Source organism: Pseudomonas sp. G7(2022), assembly GCF_052660475.1.
Genome location: NZ_CP109659.1, coordinates 3,978,263 through 3,993,103 on the forward strand (window position 1 = coordinate 3,978,263; position 14,841 = coordinate 3,993,103).

A 14,841-nucleotide genomic window follows, 5' to 3' on the forward strand; every position below is an offset into this window, starting at 1 on the left:
TGGACTGCCCCTGTAAACGAGGAATCAGCCATGTCGGTTTCACACGCCCAGCTCAAAGCCTTTCACGCCGTGGCCGTGCACGGAAGCTTCACCAAGGCCGCCGAGCGGCTTTATCTGACGCAACCGGCGATTTCCGACCAGGTGCGCAAACTCGAAGAACGCTTCGGCGTGTTGCTGTTCCATCGCAACAAGCGCTCGGTGCGCCTGACGGATCTCGGCGAACGCTTGCTGGCAATCACCCAGCGCCTGTTCGTGGTCGAGGCCGAAGCCCAGGAGTTGCTGCAGGAATCCCAGGCCTTGCAGACCGGCAGCCTGATTCTGGCAGTGGACGCGCCGGTGCACGTGTTGCCGCAGATCGCTCGGTTCTGCGAGCGTTACCCGGGGATCAGCGTGAAGATCGAGACCGGTAACACCGATGAATCGCTGTTTCGGTTGTTCAACTATCAGGCTGATCTGGCGTTGCTTGGGCGCGATGTCAGCGATGAACGTCTGTTGTGCGTGCCGCTGCGCAACGACCCGATGGTGGCGTTCGTCTCGCGCCATCACCCATGGGCCGAGCGTGAATCGATCTGCCTGGAGGATCTGGACGACACGCCGCTGGTGCTGCGCGAACACGGCTCGGTGACCCGCCAGACCCTGGAAGAGGAAATGGCCCGCGCCGGCTTCCGCATCCGCCCGGCGATCCAGGTCGAGGGCCGGGAAGCGGCGCGGGAGGCAGTGGTGGTGGGGATTGGCGTGGGCGTGGTGTCGGCGGCGGAGTTTGGTGCGGACTCACGGGTTTGCGCGTTGCCGATCACCGATTGCACCCGGAGGTTGACCGAAACGCTGGTGTGCCTGCGCGAGCAAAGTTCGCGGCGGGTGGTGGCGACGTTTCTCGAGATGGTTCGCGAGAGTCTTGTTCAGACCGGGGCCAATCCGAAAAACGCCTGAATCAAGCGCAACTCCCGCCGCCGCTCCACGCAGCCGATCATGTGCCGGTTCACCAACCCTTCTCCGGCAATGGGAATCGCGACGACGCGGGGGTCATGGCTGACCTCCACCGATGACACCACCCCAACCCCCAACTCAGCCGCCACCGCCTCTGTCACCGCCTCGCGGCTGTCCAGTTCCAGCAGCACCCGCGGGCTGACTGACGCTTGCGCACAGGCCTGATCAAACGTGCGCCGGGTAATCGAACTCGGCTCGCGCAAGACCATGATCACCTGATCCAGCTCCTTGAGCCTGACCTCGCCGGCACGTGTCGCCCACGGATGCCCCGCCGGCACCAGCGCGCAGATCCGCGATTCACTCAACGCTTGCAGATGCAGCCCTTTGCGCGGTTCGACCTCGGTCAGCACCGCCACGTCAGCATGCTCGGACAACAACGCCGCCAACGTTTCCTGAGCGTTGCCCAACCGCAGATTCACCGTGATCCCCGGATACCGCGCCCGCAAGCTGGCCAGCATCGGCATGACCATGTGCGGACCGTCCGCCGCCACCTCGAGACGCCCGGTCAGCAACTGCCGATTGGCTTCCAGCAGCGCCTGCGCCTCTTCGGCCATGCCGAACATCGCCCGGGTGATCGCCGCCAGTTTGGTGCCCTCCTCCGTCAGCTCGACCCGGCGCGCCGTGCGTCGCAACAGCGTGATCTGGTAGTGCTCCTCCAGCGCCTTTATGTGCCCGGTGACTGCCGGCTGGCTGATGAACAACCGCGCGGCGGCACGGGTGAAGCTGCCTTCCCGGGCCACGGCGTCGAAGGCGCGGAGCTGGAACAGGTTCATGGATAACCCTCACTGATGGCTGGCATAACAACAAACAATTTGATTGATGACCCGCCGAATTGCAACGTAGGCCCCGTAGCTTCATCCCACAGCGCTATCGCGAGGACACATGAATGAGTACTGCCGCACCCATCCTGCTCACTCCCGGCCCGTTGACCACCTCGGCCCGCACCCGTCAGGCGATGATGGTCGACTGGGGTTCATGGGATGACCGCTTCAACCAATTGACCGCCAGCCTCTGCGAGCAACTGCTGGCGATCCTCAACGGCGCCGCCAGCCACCATTGCGTGCCTTTGCAGGGCAGCGGCACCTTCGCCGTCGAAGCCGCGATCGGCACCCTCGTCCCCCGCGACGGCAAGGTGCTGGTGCTGATCAACGGTGCTTACGGCAAGCGTCTGGCGAAAATCTGCGAAGTGCTCGGCCGCTCGTTCAGCACCTTCGAAACCGCTGAAGACGAACCGACCACCGCCGCCGACGTCGACCGCCTGCTGCGCGCCGACAACGCCGTTACCCACGTCGCGCTGATCCACTGCGAAACCAGCACCGGCATCCTCAATCCGCTGCCGGAAATCGCTCAGGTTGTCGAGCAACACGGCAAACGCCTGATCATCGACGCCATGAGCTCCTTCGGCGCCTTGCCGGTGGATGCGCAAAAAGTCCCGTTCGATGCACTGATCGCCGCCTCCGGCAAATGCCTGGAAGGCGTACCGGGCATGGGCTTCGTGTTTGCCCGCAAGGAATCTCTGGCCGCTGCCGCCGGCAATTCGCATTCGCTGGCGATGGACCTGTTCGACCAGCACAGCTACATGAAGAAGACCGGTCAGTGGCGCTTCACCCCGCCGACCCATGTCGTCGCCGCGCTGCACGAAGCGCTGCTGCAATACAACGAAGAAGGTGGCCTGCCCGCACGGCATGCGCGTTACGCCGCCAACTGCCAGGCGCTGATGGAAGAGATGGGCAAACTCGGCTTGCGCAGTTTCCTGCCCGCTGCGATCCAGGCGCCGATCATCGCGACGTTCCACGCACCGAAAGATCCGCGCTACCAGTTCAAGGACTTCTACGAACGGGTCAAGGCCAAGGGTTACATCCTCTACCCCGGCAAGCTGACCCAGGTCGAAACCTTCCGCGTCGGCTGCATCGGCCACGTCACCCCGGCGCAGATGCGCGAAGCCGTCGCGGCGGTGGGTGAAGTGCTGCGCGAGATGGAAGTTCTGGAAATTTGAGCGACACCACAAATCCCCTGTGGGAGCGGGCTTGCCCGCGATGAGGCCTTGGCAGTCGACATCCATGGTGAATGTCAGACCGCCATCGCGGGCAAGCCCGCTCCCACAGGTACACCGAACGCCAAAACAACTCATTCCTGCAGGATTTCTCCATGAACTACAACAACCCAACCCAGCTGCAAGCCGCCATCCTCGACTGGGCCGGCACCGTGGTCGACTTCGGTTCCTTCGCGCCGACCCAGATCTTTGTCGAAGCCTTCGCCGAGTTCGACGTCCAGGTGTCCATCGAGGAGGCCCGTGGCCCGATGGGCATGGGCAAGTGGGATCACATCCGCACCCTGTGCGATCAGCCGCAGGTTGCCGAGCGCTATCGCAAGGCGTTCGGCCGCACCCCGACCGACGATGACGTAACCGCGATCTACAACCGCTTCATGCCGTTGCAGATCGAGAAAATCGCCGAGCATTCGGCGCTGATTCCCGGCGCACTGGAGACCATCGCCAACCTGCGCCAGCAAGGCATCAAGATCGGTTCCTGCTCGGGCTATCCGAAGCAAGTGATGGACAAGGTCGTGGCACTGGCCGCCACCAACGGCTACATCGCCGACCACGTCGTGGCCACCGACGAAGTGCCGAACGGCCGTCCATGGCCGGCCCAGGCGCTGGCCAACGTGATTGCGCTGGGCATCGACGATGTCGCCGCCTGCGTGAAGATCGACGACACCGTGCCGGGTATTCTCGAAGGCCGACGCGCCGGGATGTGGACCGTGGCACTGACCTGCTCCGGCAATGCGCTGGGCCTGGATTACGAAGGCTATCGCGCACTGGGCAGCGATGCCCTGGCCAGCGAACGCAAGCGCATTCACGCCCTGTTCGAAGGCTCGCGTCCGCACTACATGATCGACACCATCAGCGATCTGCCGGAAGTGATCGCTGACATCAACAAGCGTCTGGCCAATGGCGAGATGCCGCAGAACGGATAATTTCATTTGATATAAAAGAACGCCGCCAACTTTTTTAAAAAGTTGGCGGCATTTATTTATGCCTGCCGACAACAAGCACAAATATCAAAAATCCCTTTCGAATTATTACTGATTACAGCTCCTGCAAGTTACCTTGCGCATCGTAAGCAAGACCGTCCGGATACTTGATAGAACCATCGGCAAGTTGCTCGGTTCCATCGGCCCAGACAATACGCCCGTCCGGGTATTCAACAGTATCGTCCGGCCAGACGATGCGCCCGTCAGGGTGCTCCACCCTGCCATCAACGTGCTGGATGATCCCGTCGGGACGTGTGACTGCCGTTTGCCCGGGATTGACGAGGCTGCCATCGCTCAGCGAAATCGAACCATCGGGATTTTTCGCCACGCCCATTGCACTGAGCAAATTGATCAATGCCACAGGATCGACATTGATGTTCAAGGTCGGCCACGGCATGGGCGGCCTTACACTGACAGGTGGCTTGACCGGCGTTACCGGCGGTTTGCCGGTCGGTGGCGCAGGCTTTACCGGTGGTTTGGCTGGAGCAGGCTTGTTTGGCGATGAAGGTTTGGCGGGTGGAGTGACTGGTTTCACGGGTGGTTTCACGGGTGGCTTGACCGGAGTCACCGGGGGTTTCACGGGTGGCTTGACTGGAGTCACCGGGGGTTTCACGGGTGGCTTGACCGGAGTAACAGGAGGTTTGACAGGTGGCTTTACCGATGGCCGCGAGACCGGACGTTTTGCCATGGCCTTGCGGGTCATTTGTTGCTGTTGCTTTTTATCCAGAATAATACTGACTGCCATATTCAAATCCTTTTTAAATAACCTGAAATTTTTATCGCAACTCAATACCTGACACAAACGATACTGACTGCTGCTCAACGACATTAACCACTTCGCTAAAACCACTCAAACCCACACCAATACAAAACATAAACAATAAAACCTTACACCTGACCAATACTCAGCAAAAAATACATCCGATACGCTTGATGTAATTCAACTACTGGACGACTGGAAAAAAACTGTTCGACGCCGGGCAAAAATACTTAAACGCGATTACAGTTACAGCATGCCGTCGCTCAAGAACGGCACGTTTCGACCCTGATCCGTGAGGAAACACCGTATGCCGTGGACAAGTTCCGAATCACGCTACAGCACCGTGTCAGTCCTGTTGCACTGGTTGATGCTGGTGTTGTTGGTGCTGGTGTACGCCAGCATGGAGTTGCGTGGCATCTTCCCCAAGGGCAGCGGCGGCCGCTCGCTGATCCGCGAAGTGCATTACATGCTCGGCCTGACCGTGTTCGTCCTGGTGTGGTTTCGCCTGCTGGCCCGCAGCATCGGCCCGGCGCCGAAGATTTTCCCCGCTTCCCCGCAATGGCAGACCGTACTGGCCCGTCTGATGCACTGGGCGCTGTACCTGTTCATGATCAGCATGCCGATTCTTGGCTGGCTGATTACCAGCGCCGAGGGCCATCAGGTGATGTTCTACGGCTTCGACCTGCCGTTGCTGGTGCACGAAGATAAAGCCCTCGCCAAACAGGTCGAACACTGGCATGTGTTGATCGGCAACGCCGGCTACTGGCTGATCGGCCTGCATGCATTGGCGGGGCTGTATCACCATTACGTGGTGGGCGATAACACGTTGCTGCGGATGATGCCCAAGCGCAACGAAACCTAGCCTTCGAATCCACGCCGGCCCTGCAAGCCGCCGGTGTGGATGAAGATCAGGCGCGTTCCACTCTTGAAACGGCCCGCCTCGATGTGTTGTTTGAGCGCGAGCAAGGCCTTGCCGGTGTACAGCGGTTCGAGGGGAACGCCGCTGGCCTGTTCGGTCTGCGCGATGAATTCAAGCAACGGCGCATCGATTTTGGCGAAGCCGCCACGGCTGGCGTCGATCAGTTCGTAGCCTCCGAGATCTCCGACGATCGCTTCAACGTTGGCCGCGACACCGTGATCGTCGGGCACGGCCATTGCGCCATACACCGAGTGTTCACCCGCCTCTGCCAGCACCAGTCCCGCGAGCGTCGTGCCGGTGCCACAGGCCAGCCACCAACCGTCATGGTTGTCCCAGCCGAGCTTGCCGAGTTGTTGACTGACCTGATCCTTCAACGATGCGCAACCCTGCGCACCCGGCAACCCGCCGCCCCCTTCAGGCACCGGATGCAGCGTCGGGTATTGCGCCCGCCACGGCTGCCAGAACCCTGGCGCGTACCGCGCCCGATAACCGCCGTAACCGAGCCAGTGCAGTTGCATGCCGAAATCCTGCAGATCCCTGACCGTCGGCGTGTCCTGCGGATGACCGCGCAACAGCCCGACTGTCGTGAATCCCAAGCGTTTACCCGCCGCGGCCAGTGCATGCAGGTGATTGGAGTGCGCGCCGCCCAGGCTGATGATGCCTTCGGCGCCCGCACGGTCGGCGGCTTTCAGGTGTTCAACGAGTTTGAACCACTTGTTGCCGCTGATCAGCGGGTCGATCCGGTCCAGACGCAGGATGGCCACTTCAACCCCGGCGGCAGTGAGCCAGTCCAGATGAAGCGGTTCGAGAGGGGCTGGGGCCAGCCAGTCGGTGGGAGGCGGAAACATGAATGCCGGCTCTGTAAAAAGAGCCGGCATTCTAGGGTGGATCAGAGCTCGGCGGCCAGACGCGAACCCTGATTGATCGCGCGTTTGGCATCCAGCTCGGCCGCCACATCGGCGCCGCCGATCAGGTGCACGTTCTGCCCGGCTTCAACCAGACCGTCGTGCAGCTCGCGCAGCGGATCCTGGCCGGCGCAGATGACGATGTTGTCCACCGGCAACACTTGCGGCTCGCCGGTTTCGCCGATGCGGATGTGCAGGCCTTCGTCGTCGATCTTCAGGTATTCGACGCTGTTGAGCATCTGCACCTGCTTGTTCTTCAGACCGGTGCGGTGAATCCAGCCGGTGGTCTTGCCCAGACCGTCGCCGACCTTGGACTTCTTGCGTTGCAGCAGGAACACCTCACGGGCCGGCGCGTGCGGGGCAGCCTTGATCCCGGCCACGCCACCACGGGCTTCCAGATTCGTGTCGATGCCCCACTCTTTCCAGAACGCAGCGCGATCCTGACTGGTGGCCACACCTTCATGCACGAGGAATTCCGACACGTCAAAACCGATACCGCCGGCGCCGATCACTGCCACACGCTTGCCTACCGGTTTGCGCTCGAGCAGCACATCCAGATAGCTCAGCACTTTGGCGTTCTCGACACCCGGAATTGCCGGCAGGCGCGGCGCAATGCCGGTGGCCAAAATGACTTCGTCGTAACCGCCTTCCACCAGTTTTGCCACATCAACGCGAGTGTTCAGGCACACCTCGACGTTGGTGGTCTGCAGTTTGCGTTTGAAGTAACGCAGGGTTTCGTAGAACTCTTCCTTGCCCGGCACACGCTTGGCGACGTTGAACTGACCACCGATCTCGCTGGCCGAATCGAACAGCGTCACCTGATGCCCACGCTCGGCGGCCACGGTTGCGGCGGACAGACCGGCAGGGCCGGCACCGACCACGGCAATCTTCTTGATCTGCTGGACCGGCAGGTAGTTGAGCTCGGTCTCGTGGCAGGCACGCGGATTGACCAGGCAGCTGGTGAGCTTGCCGCCAAAGGTGTGATCGAGACAGGCCTGGTTGCAACCGATGCAGGTATTGATTTCGTCGGCGCGGCCTTCAGCGGCTTTGCGGACGAAATCCGGGTCGGCGAGAAACGGCCGCGCCATCGAAACCATGTCGGCATCGCCTTCAGCGAGAATCTGCTCGGCGACTTCCGGGGTGTTGATGCGGTTGGTGGTGATCAGCGGAATGTTCACCGATCCGCGCAGCTTGGCCGTGACCTTGCTGAACGCCGCACGCGGCACTTTGGTGGCGATGGTCGGGATCCGCGCCTCGTGCCAGCCGATACCGGTGTTGATGAGGGTTGCGCCAGCCTGCTCGATGGCTTTGGCCAGGGTGACGATTTCTTCCCAGGTGCTGCCGCCTTCCACCAGATCGAGCATCGACAGGCGGAAGATGATGATGAAGTTCGGGCCAACCGCTTCACGTACGCGGCGAACGATTTCCACCGGCAGGCGCATGCGGTTTTCGTAACTGCCGCCCCAACGGTCGGTGCGGTGGTTGGTGTGGGCCGCGAGGAACTGGTTAATGAAATAACCTTCCGAGCCCATGATTTCCACACCGTCGTACTCGGCAGTCTGGGCCAGTACCGAGCAGGTGACGAAATCGCGGATCTGCTTTTCAATGCCTTCCTCGTCCAGCTCTTTGGGCTTGAACGGGTTGATCGGCGCCTGGATCGCGCTCGGTGCGACCTGTTTCGGGCTGTAGGCATAACGGCCGGCGTGGAGGATCTGCATGCAGATCTTGCCGCCCGCTTCATGCACGGCGCGGGTGACGATGCGGTGCTTGAGCGCTTCTTCCTCGGTGGTCAGCTTGGCCGCGCCTGAGTACACGCCACCCTCGTCGTTCGGGCCGATACCGCCCGTCACCATCAGGCCGACGCCGCCACGGGCGCGTTCGGCGAAGTACGCCGCCATCCGTTCGAAGCCACCCGGTTTCTCTTCAAGGCCGGTGTGCATCGAGCCCATCAGGGTGCGGTTGCGCAACGTGGTGAATCCCAGGTCCAGCGGGGCCAGCAGGTGCGGGTAAGTGGCGGTCATCGGTAACTCCACAGCGAGCGATCACGGAAAATGCGGGAGCTCTGTGTCCCCCGTCAGTCATGTTCGACAGATTAGGAGTCGCATCGCTGTCACTCAATGACCGGAACTGACAAGTTATTGATCCAAATGCGCAGCGCCCCTTGGCAAGCCGGGGCTGGCGCCCTACCCTGTCCGCACACCCTGTACCCGGCTGTTGTTGGATTTCATGCGCAAACTTTTGTACCTGACCCTTTCCATGGCGCTCGTCGCCGCGCTCACCTTCTACGCCATGTGGGCGGCTGACCGCCCGGCCGGTCATTACCTGTCGGACCTGCGGATCAAACTGGCGGTCGATCAGGGCACCCGCGCCGATCGTGGCAACCTGCTGGGCATTCAGCCGGAACTGTTCCCCACCGATTATCAAAGTTCCGAACGCCTGCACCGCAAACTCGCGGCCTATCTGCAGCAAGCGCAGGATCAGGGTTTGCTCAATGACAAAACCATCGTGGTGTTGCCCGAGCATGTCGGCACCTGGCTGATGATCAGCGGCGAAAAAGACGAGTTGTACCAGGCCCCCACCCTCGAGGAAGCGATGAACTGGCTGGCCGCCAGCAACCCGTTGCAGTTTGCCCGCGCCTGGCTCACCGCCAGGGGCAGCAACCGTCTGGATGACGCCCACCTGCGGATGAAATCCCGAGACATGGCCAAGGACTATCAACTGCTGTTCGGCGGTCTGGCCAAAGAATTTCATATCACCCTGGTGGCCGGTTCGATCGTGCTGCCCGAGCCGAACATTATCGACGGGCGACTCAAGACCGGCAGCGGCGCGCTGTACAACACCAGTGTGGTGTTCGGTCGTGACGGTGCCCCGCTCGGCCAGCCTCAGCGGCAGATGCGCCCGATCTTCGATCAGGATGACGCGACCGGCACTGGCGAGGCTTCACAGATCAATGTGGTCGACACCCCCGCTGGACGCCTCGGCGTGCTGATCGGCAACGACAGCTGGTATCCAGACAACTATCGCAAGCTCGACGCGCAAGGCGCGCAACTGATCGCGGTGCCTGCGTTCGTCATCGGCCATGGTGTGTGGGATCAACCCTGGCAGGGCTATAGAGGCTTGAACGTGCCGGACTCGGTCAGCCTCAAACCGGGAGAGGTCAGCGAAGGCCAGGCCTGGCATCGCCTGACCCTGACGGCACAACCGCCGGGCAGCCGGGCGATTGCCGGCATGAGCGTGTTTTTGCGCGGGCAGTTCTGGGACAAACCGAGTTCCGGGCAGAGCTTCCTCAGCAGCAATGGCCAGCAGTTCGCCGACGGCGAAGCCCGTGGTGCACGTCTGCTGAACCTCTGGCTGTAAACCATGAAACCGCTGCCGATGCGTCTCGGGGATCTGTCAGTGGGCTTCGTCCATAGCCTGGCCGATGCCGTGCGCAGCCATGACGCCGACCCGCAGCCGCTGCTTGAACAATATGGGCTCGACACCGCGCGGCTGGCCGAGGCCGGCGCACGCCTGTCGATCCCGCGCTATATGCGCCTGGGTCATGGTGCGATCCAGTTGACTGGCGATCCGGCCCTCGGCCTGCGCATGGGCCAGCTCAGTCGTCTGAGCCAAGCGGGGTTGGCCGGCGTCACGGCAGCGCAGGCCCCGACCGTGCGCGAAGCCGCCCGCTGCCTGACGCGCTTCGAGCCGTTGTATGGCTCTAATTATCGCGGCCAGTCGAGTTTCCACGAGGATGCCAGCGGAGCCTGGCTGCGCTTCTACTCAATCAGCCCATACAACGCCTACAACCGCTTTGTCGTGGACTCGATCATCGCCGGCTGGCTGCATCAGTTGTCCAGCCTCAGCCCCGAACCGCTGCGCGCCGAACGGATAGAGATCGAATTCGACACACCTGACTACCGCGACGCCTACGCCGTGCTCGGCGAGTGCCCGATCCAGTTCGGCGCCGAACACAACCAACTGCGTCTGAGCCTCGCCAGCCTGGCCCAACGCAACCCACAGCACTGCCCCAGCACCTGGAAACATCTGCTGCAACTGTGTGAACGGGAACTGGAACAACTGACCCGCACCCGCAGCCTGCGTGAACGCATCACGCAATTGCTCGGGCCGTTGCTCAATGGGGGTCGCGAACCGGACCTGGAAGAAGTGGCGGCGCGCCTGAAGCTGCCGACCTGGACGTTACGGCGAAAACTGGCCGAGGAAGGCACACAGTTCCGCGCCATCCTCAACGATACTCGCCGTGATCTGGCGATGACCTACATCCGCGACACTGAACTGGCGTTCGGTGAAATCGCCTACCTGCTGGGTTTTGCCTCGGCCGAAGCTTTCCAGCGTGCCTTCAAGCGCTGGAACGGCCAGACACCGGGCGAATTTCGCCGCAGTCACCGCAAGACCGGTTGAAGCGTCAGAGCTCGGTGGCGTCTTCCGCAGGCTCCGGTGAATCCAGCTCGTAGGCCTGGAATTCAAGCAGTTCTTCTTGATAGTCATCCATCGTGTAATCCCCCTGACCGCAAACTTGAAAATGGCCTGAAACAATCGACCAGTGCCCCGAGCATAAAGTGCCCGCATGAAGGAAAAATGAAACACGGCCTTCATGCAACAAACGTAGCAGGCAGTCAGGAATTTATCGCGGGATTTTTCGATGAAAACGCCATGGATCCGACAGTTGTCGAATCCATGGCGTGAAGATCACTGCCCGGAGGCGGGCATGGCCGGGATCGGCTCGGAAGGTGGCGGCAGGTCGGTCGGGTTGGCCGGTGGCGTAATGACTTCAGTTGCCGGCCCAGGTGTTGGAACCAGCTCTGAACCCGGTGCCGGAGTGATCGGTGCCGCTTCAGCTGGCGGAACGACCGGCTCCGAGCTGACTGGAGTCGGCTCCGCAGCGGCAGGGGCTGGAGTCGCGGCAGGTGTGGCAGGCACCGCAGGTGCGGCGACAGGTGTCGGTTCAGCAGCCGGCGTCGGAGTCAGCGCTGCCGGTGTTGCCTTGGCTTCAGGCATGCCGAGGTCGGTTTTAGGCTTTTCGGTGATGTGTGCGGCTTTCTTGGCTTCGGCCGGCAGGAACAGCTCGACCAGGGTGAAGAAGCGCTCGTAGAACTTCTGCGAAGACACGGTTTCGCTGGCCACCTTCACCATCGAGTCGTCAGAGGAGCCGATCGGCATCGATACCGAGCCCAGCACGCCAACCCCGAGGCTGGCCGAGTTGTTGGTCTTCTTCAGCGCGTAACGGTCCTGCAGGGCGTTGGCGAACACCGTCGCGTGGTGCGCGGCGCTGCCGTCATCGGTGCACACCACGTTGAAGCTGATCTCCATGTGGGTTTCACCGGTCTGCTGGAAGCTCTTGTGTCCGCTGACCAGTTTCGGGTCGCTGCTGGTGATGATGTAGCCCTGGCTGAGCAACGCACGGCGCGCCGCTTCGCAGCTGGCGGCATCGGTGACTGGATAGTTGCGCGAGAAGGTGCCGGAGTCGTCGAAGTTCTCATGCTCGTAGATAGGTTTGTCCTTGGAGCAGCCGGCAGCGGCGGTCAGCAACAACGCCAACCCGAAAAAACGCACGGAAATAGAATTCAACATTAAACATCCTGAGGGAAAAACGGTCCGGGGCGTATTGTGCAACATATCGCTGCCCCGCGGCTTACCGATTAGTGTCTTAAAACAGTTACAACTCTACCGGTCATGGGTGCAGGGAAAAAGGCAAACTGGTCAATGGTCGATGAAAATCCTGTCACCCAGTGATTGATAGGCAAAAAAAAGCCCCGAATGTTCATCCGGGGCTCATTTTTTGTCGCTCAGTCAGACATCAGAAACGCTTGATGTCAGCTTCGCTTTCCAGCTGCTTGCGGTATGCAGCGAAGTCCTGCTGGCCTTCACGAGAAGCGAGGAAGCGACGGTATTGCGCTTTCTCTTCATCGGTCGGCGCAGCGGCTTCGTTCACAGCGTTCAGACGCACGATGGTCAGGCTGCCATCAGGCAGTGTCACGCTGCTGAAAGTCGGCTTGTCCTTGGCGGCCGGCTTCGGCATGCGGAACAGCGCTTGCAGCACCACAGGATCCACACCTTCCTGAGCGCGAGTGGCGGCCTGGGTGACTTTCCAGTTCTGACTGTCAATTGCCTTGTCCAGCGGGGTCTTGCCCTCACGCAGGCTGGTGATCAGCTCATCAGCCTTGGTCTTGGCGGCCGCACTGGCGTGCTCTTTGGCCAACTGGGTGCGAATGGCAGTCGCCACAGCCTCCAGCGGCAGTTGTGCAGGCTTGAGGTGTTCCTTGGCGCGCAGCACGATCACGGTTTCCGGATCCAGTTCGATGGCGGTGCTGTTGGCACCATCATCCAGCACTTCGTTGCTGAACGCGGCCGTGACCACGGCGCGGTTGGCGGCAACACCTTCGCCACCTTCACGGCCGAACGGCTTGGAGGTGTGCACGGTCAGTTTCAGATCCTGCGCCGGCTGAGCCAGGTCAGACGCCTCGAACGAGGAGTCTTCCAGCTGCTTGGTCGCCTCGACGAAACGCTGCTCGACCTGCTGGGCTTTCAGTTCGCGAGTCAGCTTGTCTTTCAGGCTGGCCAGGGTCGGCACCTCAGGTGCTTCGATACCCAGCAGCTTGATCAGGTGGAAACCGAAGTCGGTGCGAACCGGCTCGGATACTTGATCCTTGGAGAGCGAATACAGGGCTTTCTCGAAGGCCGGATCGTACACGCCAGGGCCGGCATAACCCAGGTCGCCGCCATTGTTGGCCGAGCCCGGATCCTGCGAGAACTCCTTGGCCAGCGCTTCGAATTTCTCGCCCTTGGCCAGACGTGCCTGAACTTCCTCGATCTTCGCCTTGGCCTGGGCCTCGGTGGTCTTGTCGTTCACTTCGATCAGAATGTGCGCCGCACGACGCTGTTCCGACAGGTTGGCAATTTCTTTCTGATATGCCGCCTGCAGGTCTTCGTCCTTGACGGCAACTTGATCGAAGAACGAGGACTTCTTCAGCTCGAGGTAATCGATGACCACTTGATCCGGGGTCATGAATTCCTTCGCGTGCTCGTCGTAGTAAGCCTTGACCTCATCGTCGGTCAGCTTGACGGCGGCCGGGTCAGCCTTGATGTTCAGCGAGGCGAAATCGCGGGTCTGCTTTTCCAGGCGGGCGAAAGCCAGGACCTGGGCGTCGGTGACGAAGCCGCTGCCTGCCACACCGGCGCGCAGCTGACCGATCAGCATTTCCTGAGCCAGCATCTGGCGAAATTGCATCCGGCTGTAGCCCAGTTGACGGATCACCTGGTCAAAGCGGTCGGAACTGAACTTGCCATCGACCTGAAACTCAGGCGTTTGCAGGATCACTTGATCCAGCGCCGCTTCGGAGAAAGCGAACTTCGATTTTTCTGCGCCTTGCAGCAGCAGCTTGCGATCGATCAGACCCTTGAGGGCCGATTCGCGCAGCATTTTTTCGTCGAGCAAGGAAGCATCGAAGTCCTTGCCCAGCTGTTGCATCAGCTGACGGCGTTGCATGTCAACGGCCTGGCTCAGCTCGTTCTGGCTGATTTCTTCACCATTGACCTTGGCCGCCTCGTTGGTGTGAGTCGTGGCCTTGAAAATGGCATCGAAACCGGTCAGGGCCATCAGTGCAACGATGACCCCGATAATGGTCTTGGCAATCCAGCCTTGTGAATTGTCCCTGATATTCTGCAGCATGCGTCCCCCAGAAACGGTTGAACTTCAAAATTAGGCAACCGTGGAGCGTGGGTAGAATCCGGATAGAAGAAAGGCGCATCCGAGGATGCGCCTTCTCGTAACTGGCGGAGCGGACAGGGCTCGAACCCTCGATCCCGGCGTAGCAGACAATTATTCCAAACTGCCTGCTCTACCGCTCCGCTGCCAAGTCAGGCTTGACCCCGACCCGGATGGGTAAAAACCTGAATCAAACTTAGTTGACAGCTTCTTTCAGGGCTTTACCGGCTTTGAAACCTGGCTTCTTGGCAGCCGCGATTTCCAGAGTCTTGCCGGTCTGTGGGTTACGACCGATACGAGCTGGACGATCGGTTACCGAGAACGTACCGAAACCTACCAGAACTACGGAGTCGCCAGCCTTCAGAGCGCCAGTGACGGATTCGATTACAGCGTCCAGCGCACGGCCAGCAGCAGCTTTCGGGATATCAGCGGATGCAGCGATAGCATCAATCAGTTCCGACTTGTTCACTCTAAGTCCCCTTATATCTATTTGAGTATGATTCTAAGTTTTTTGGTGAAAGCAAAAACGAGT

At 60.8% G+C, this 14,841-nt stretch carries 14 protein-coding genes; 7 read left to right on the forward strand and 7 right to left on the reverse strand.

From position 1 onward, the window contains the following. Positions 1–30 precede the first annotated feature (30 nt). A complete protein-coding gene (locus NE357_RS18010; RefSeq protein ID WP_007951543.1) occupies positions 31–930 on the forward strand; it encodes a LysR family transcriptional regulator in 900 nt (299 codons plus the stop codon). On the opposite strand, the gene NE357_RS18015 is transcribed toward NE357_RS18010, so the two are convergent. Further along, a complete protein-coding gene (locus NE357_RS18015) occupies positions 900–1,760 on the reverse strand; it encodes a LysR substrate-binding domain-containing protein (RefSeq protein ID WP_169431005.1) in 861 nt (286 codons plus the stop codon). The two genes, NE357_RS18010 and NE357_RS18015, sit on opposite strands and share 31 nt — an antisense overlap. A 113-nt stretch (positions 1,761–1,873) precedes the next feature. On the opposite strand from NE357_RS18015, the gene NE357_RS18020 reads away from it, so the two are divergent. Further along, positions 1,874–2,983, forward strand: a complete 1,110-nt coding sequence (locus NE357_RS18020) for a 2-aminoethylphosphonate--pyruvate transaminase (protein ID WP_169431006.1) — start codon at positions 1,874–1,876, stop codon at positions 2,981–2,983. Positions 2,984–3,135: 152 nt separating this feature from the next. Continuing rightward, positions 3,136–3,963, forward strand: a complete 828-nt coding sequence (gene phnX / locus NE357_RS18025; RefSeq protein ID WP_169431007.1) for a phosphonoacetaldehyde hydrolase — start codon at positions 3,136–3,138, stop codon at positions 3,961–3,963. Positions 3,964–4,075: 112 nt separating this feature from the next. Here the strand turns inward: phnX and NE357_RS18030 are convergent, their stop codons facing one another. Next, a complete protein-coding gene (locus tag NE357_RS18030; protein ID WP_169431008.1) occupies positions 4,076–4,402 on the reverse strand; it encodes a hypothetical protein in 327 nt (108 codons plus the stop codon). On the opposite strand from NE357_RS18030, the gene NE357_RS18035 reads away from it, so the two are divergent. Together NE357_RS18035 and NE357_RS18040 are read left to right on the forward strand one after the other, a co-directional pair. Further along, complete coding sequence (locus tag NE357_RS18035) at positions 4,395–4,817, forward strand: hypothetical protein (protein ID WP_169431009.1); 423 nt, start codon at positions 4,395–4,397, stop codon at positions 4,815–4,817. The two genes, NE357_RS18030 and NE357_RS18035, sit on opposite strands and share 8 nt — an antisense overlap. 270 nt (positions 4,818–5,087) lie before the next feature. Then, entirely contained in the window at positions 5,088–5,642 is a 555-nt protein-coding gene (locus tag NE357_RS18040; RefSeq protein WP_169431010.1) for a cytochrome b, read from the forward strand. On the opposite strand, the gene NE357_RS18045 is transcribed toward NE357_RS18040, so the two are convergent. Together NE357_RS18045 and NE357_RS18050 are read right to left on the reverse strand one after the other, a co-directional pair. After that, positions 5,639–6,547, reverse strand: a complete 909-nt coding sequence (locus NE357_RS18045; protein WP_169431011.1) for a 1-aminocyclopropane-1-carboxylate deaminase/D-cysteine desulfhydrase — start codon at positions 6,545–6,547, stop codon at positions 5,639–5,641. The two genes, NE357_RS18040 and NE357_RS18045, sit on opposite strands and share 4 nt — an antisense overlap. 41 nt (positions 6,548–6,588) lie before the next feature. Then, the gene (locus tag NE357_RS18050; RefSeq protein WP_169431012.1) at positions 6,589–8,625 is read right to left on the reverse strand and encodes an NADPH-dependent 2,4-dienoyl-CoA reductase; all 2,037 of its coding nucleotides are present in this window, start codon (positions 8,623–8,625) and stop codon (positions 6,589–6,591) included. A gap of 205 nt (positions 8,626–8,830) precedes the next feature. Here NE357_RS18050 and NE357_RS18055 point away from each other — a divergent pair, with 205 nt between their 5' ends. Both NE357_RS18055 and NE357_RS18060 read left to right on the forward strand, forming a co-directional pair. Beyond that, a complete protein-coding gene (locus NE357_RS18055) occupies positions 8,831–9,961 on the forward strand; it encodes a carbon-nitrogen hydrolase family protein (protein WP_169431013.1) in 1,131 nt (376 codons plus the stop codon). Between the two features lie 3 nt (positions 9,962–9,964). After that, positions 9,965–11,005: an AraC family transcriptional regulator gene (locus tag NE357_RS18060; protein ID WP_169431014.1), complete on the forward strand. Its 1,041-nt coding sequence runs from the start codon at positions 9,965–9,967 to the stop codon at positions 11,003–11,005. 288 nt (positions 11,006–11,293) lie between these two features. Here NE357_RS18060 and NE357_RS18065 read toward each other — a convergent pair whose 3' ends face one another. The 3 genes from NE357_RS18065 to NE357_RS18075 all read right to left on the reverse strand — a co-directional run bounded on the left by NE357_RS18065 (position 11,294) and on the right by NE357_RS18075 (position 14,778). After that, the gene (locus tag NE357_RS18065) at positions 11,294–12,175 is read right to left on the reverse strand and encodes a DUF2242 domain-containing protein (protein WP_169431015.1); all 882 of its coding nucleotides are present in this window, start codon (positions 12,173–12,175) and stop codon (positions 11,294–11,296) included. A 226-nt stretch (positions 12,176–12,401) separates the two neighbouring features. Beyond that, positions 12,402–14,273 (reverse strand): SurA N-terminal domain-containing protein, encoded by a 1,872-nt coding sequence (locus tag NE357_RS18070; protein ID WP_169431016.1) that lies wholly within the window; start codon positions 14,271–14,273, stop codon positions 12,402–12,404. Positions 14,274–14,505: 232 nt separating this feature from the next. Next, a complete protein-coding gene (locus NE357_RS18075; protein ID WP_002552737.1) occupies positions 14,506–14,778 on the reverse strand; it encodes an HU family DNA-binding protein in 273 nt (90 codons plus the stop codon). Between the last annotated feature and the right edge of the window lie 63 nt (positions 14,779–14,841).

Excerpts from the sequence above, each read along its gene's own strand:
- NE357_RS18040 (WP_169431010.1), top strand. The coding sequence starts at position 5,088 with ATGCCGTGGACAAGTTCCGAATCACGCTACAGCACCGTGTCAGTCCTG.
- NE357_RS18020 (WP_169431006.1), top strand. The coding sequence starts at position 1,874 with ATGAGTACTGCCGCACCCATCCTGCTCACTCCCGGCCCGTTGACCACC.
- NE357_RS18070 (WP_169431016.1), bottom strand. The coding sequence starts at position 14,273 with ATGCTGCAGAATATCAGGGACAATTCACAAGGCTGGATTGCCAAGACC.
- NE357_RS18055 (WP_169431013.1), top strand. The coding sequence starts at position 8,831 with ATGCGCAAACTTTTGTACCTGACCCTTTCCATGGCGCTCGTCGCCGCG.
- NE357_RS18010 (WP_007951543.1), top strand. The coding sequence starts at position 31 with ATGTCGGTTTCACACGCCCAGCTCAAAGCCTTTCACGCCGTGGCCGTG.
- phnX (WP_169431007.1), top strand. The coding sequence starts at position 3,136 with ATGAACTACAACAACCCAACCCAGCTGCAAGCCGCCATCCTCGACTGG.
- NE357_RS18045 (WP_169431011.1), bottom strand. The coding sequence starts at position 6,547 with ATGTTTCCGCCTCCCACCGACTGGCTGGCCCCAGCCCCTCTCGAACCG.
- NE357_RS18060 (WP_169431014.1), top strand. The coding sequence starts at position 9,965 with ATGAAACCGCTGCCGATGCGTCTCGGGGATCTGTCAGTGGGCTTCGTC.
- NE357_RS18035 (WP_169431009.1), top strand. The coding sequence starts at position 4,395 with ATGTTCAAGGTCGGCCACGGCATGGGCGGCCTTACACTGACAGGTGGC.
- NE357_RS18015 (WP_169431005.1), bottom strand. The coding sequence starts at position 1,760 with ATGAACCTGTTCCAGCTCCGCGCCTTCGACGCCGTGGCCCGGGAAGGC.
- NE357_RS18050 (WP_169431012.1), bottom strand. The coding sequence starts at position 8,625 with ATGACCGCCACTTACCCGCACCTGCTGGCCCCGCTGGACCTGGGATTC.
- NE357_RS18065 (WP_169431015.1), bottom strand. The coding sequence starts at position 12,175 with ATGTTGAATTCTATTTCCGTGCGTTTTTTCGGGTTGGCGTTGTTGCTG.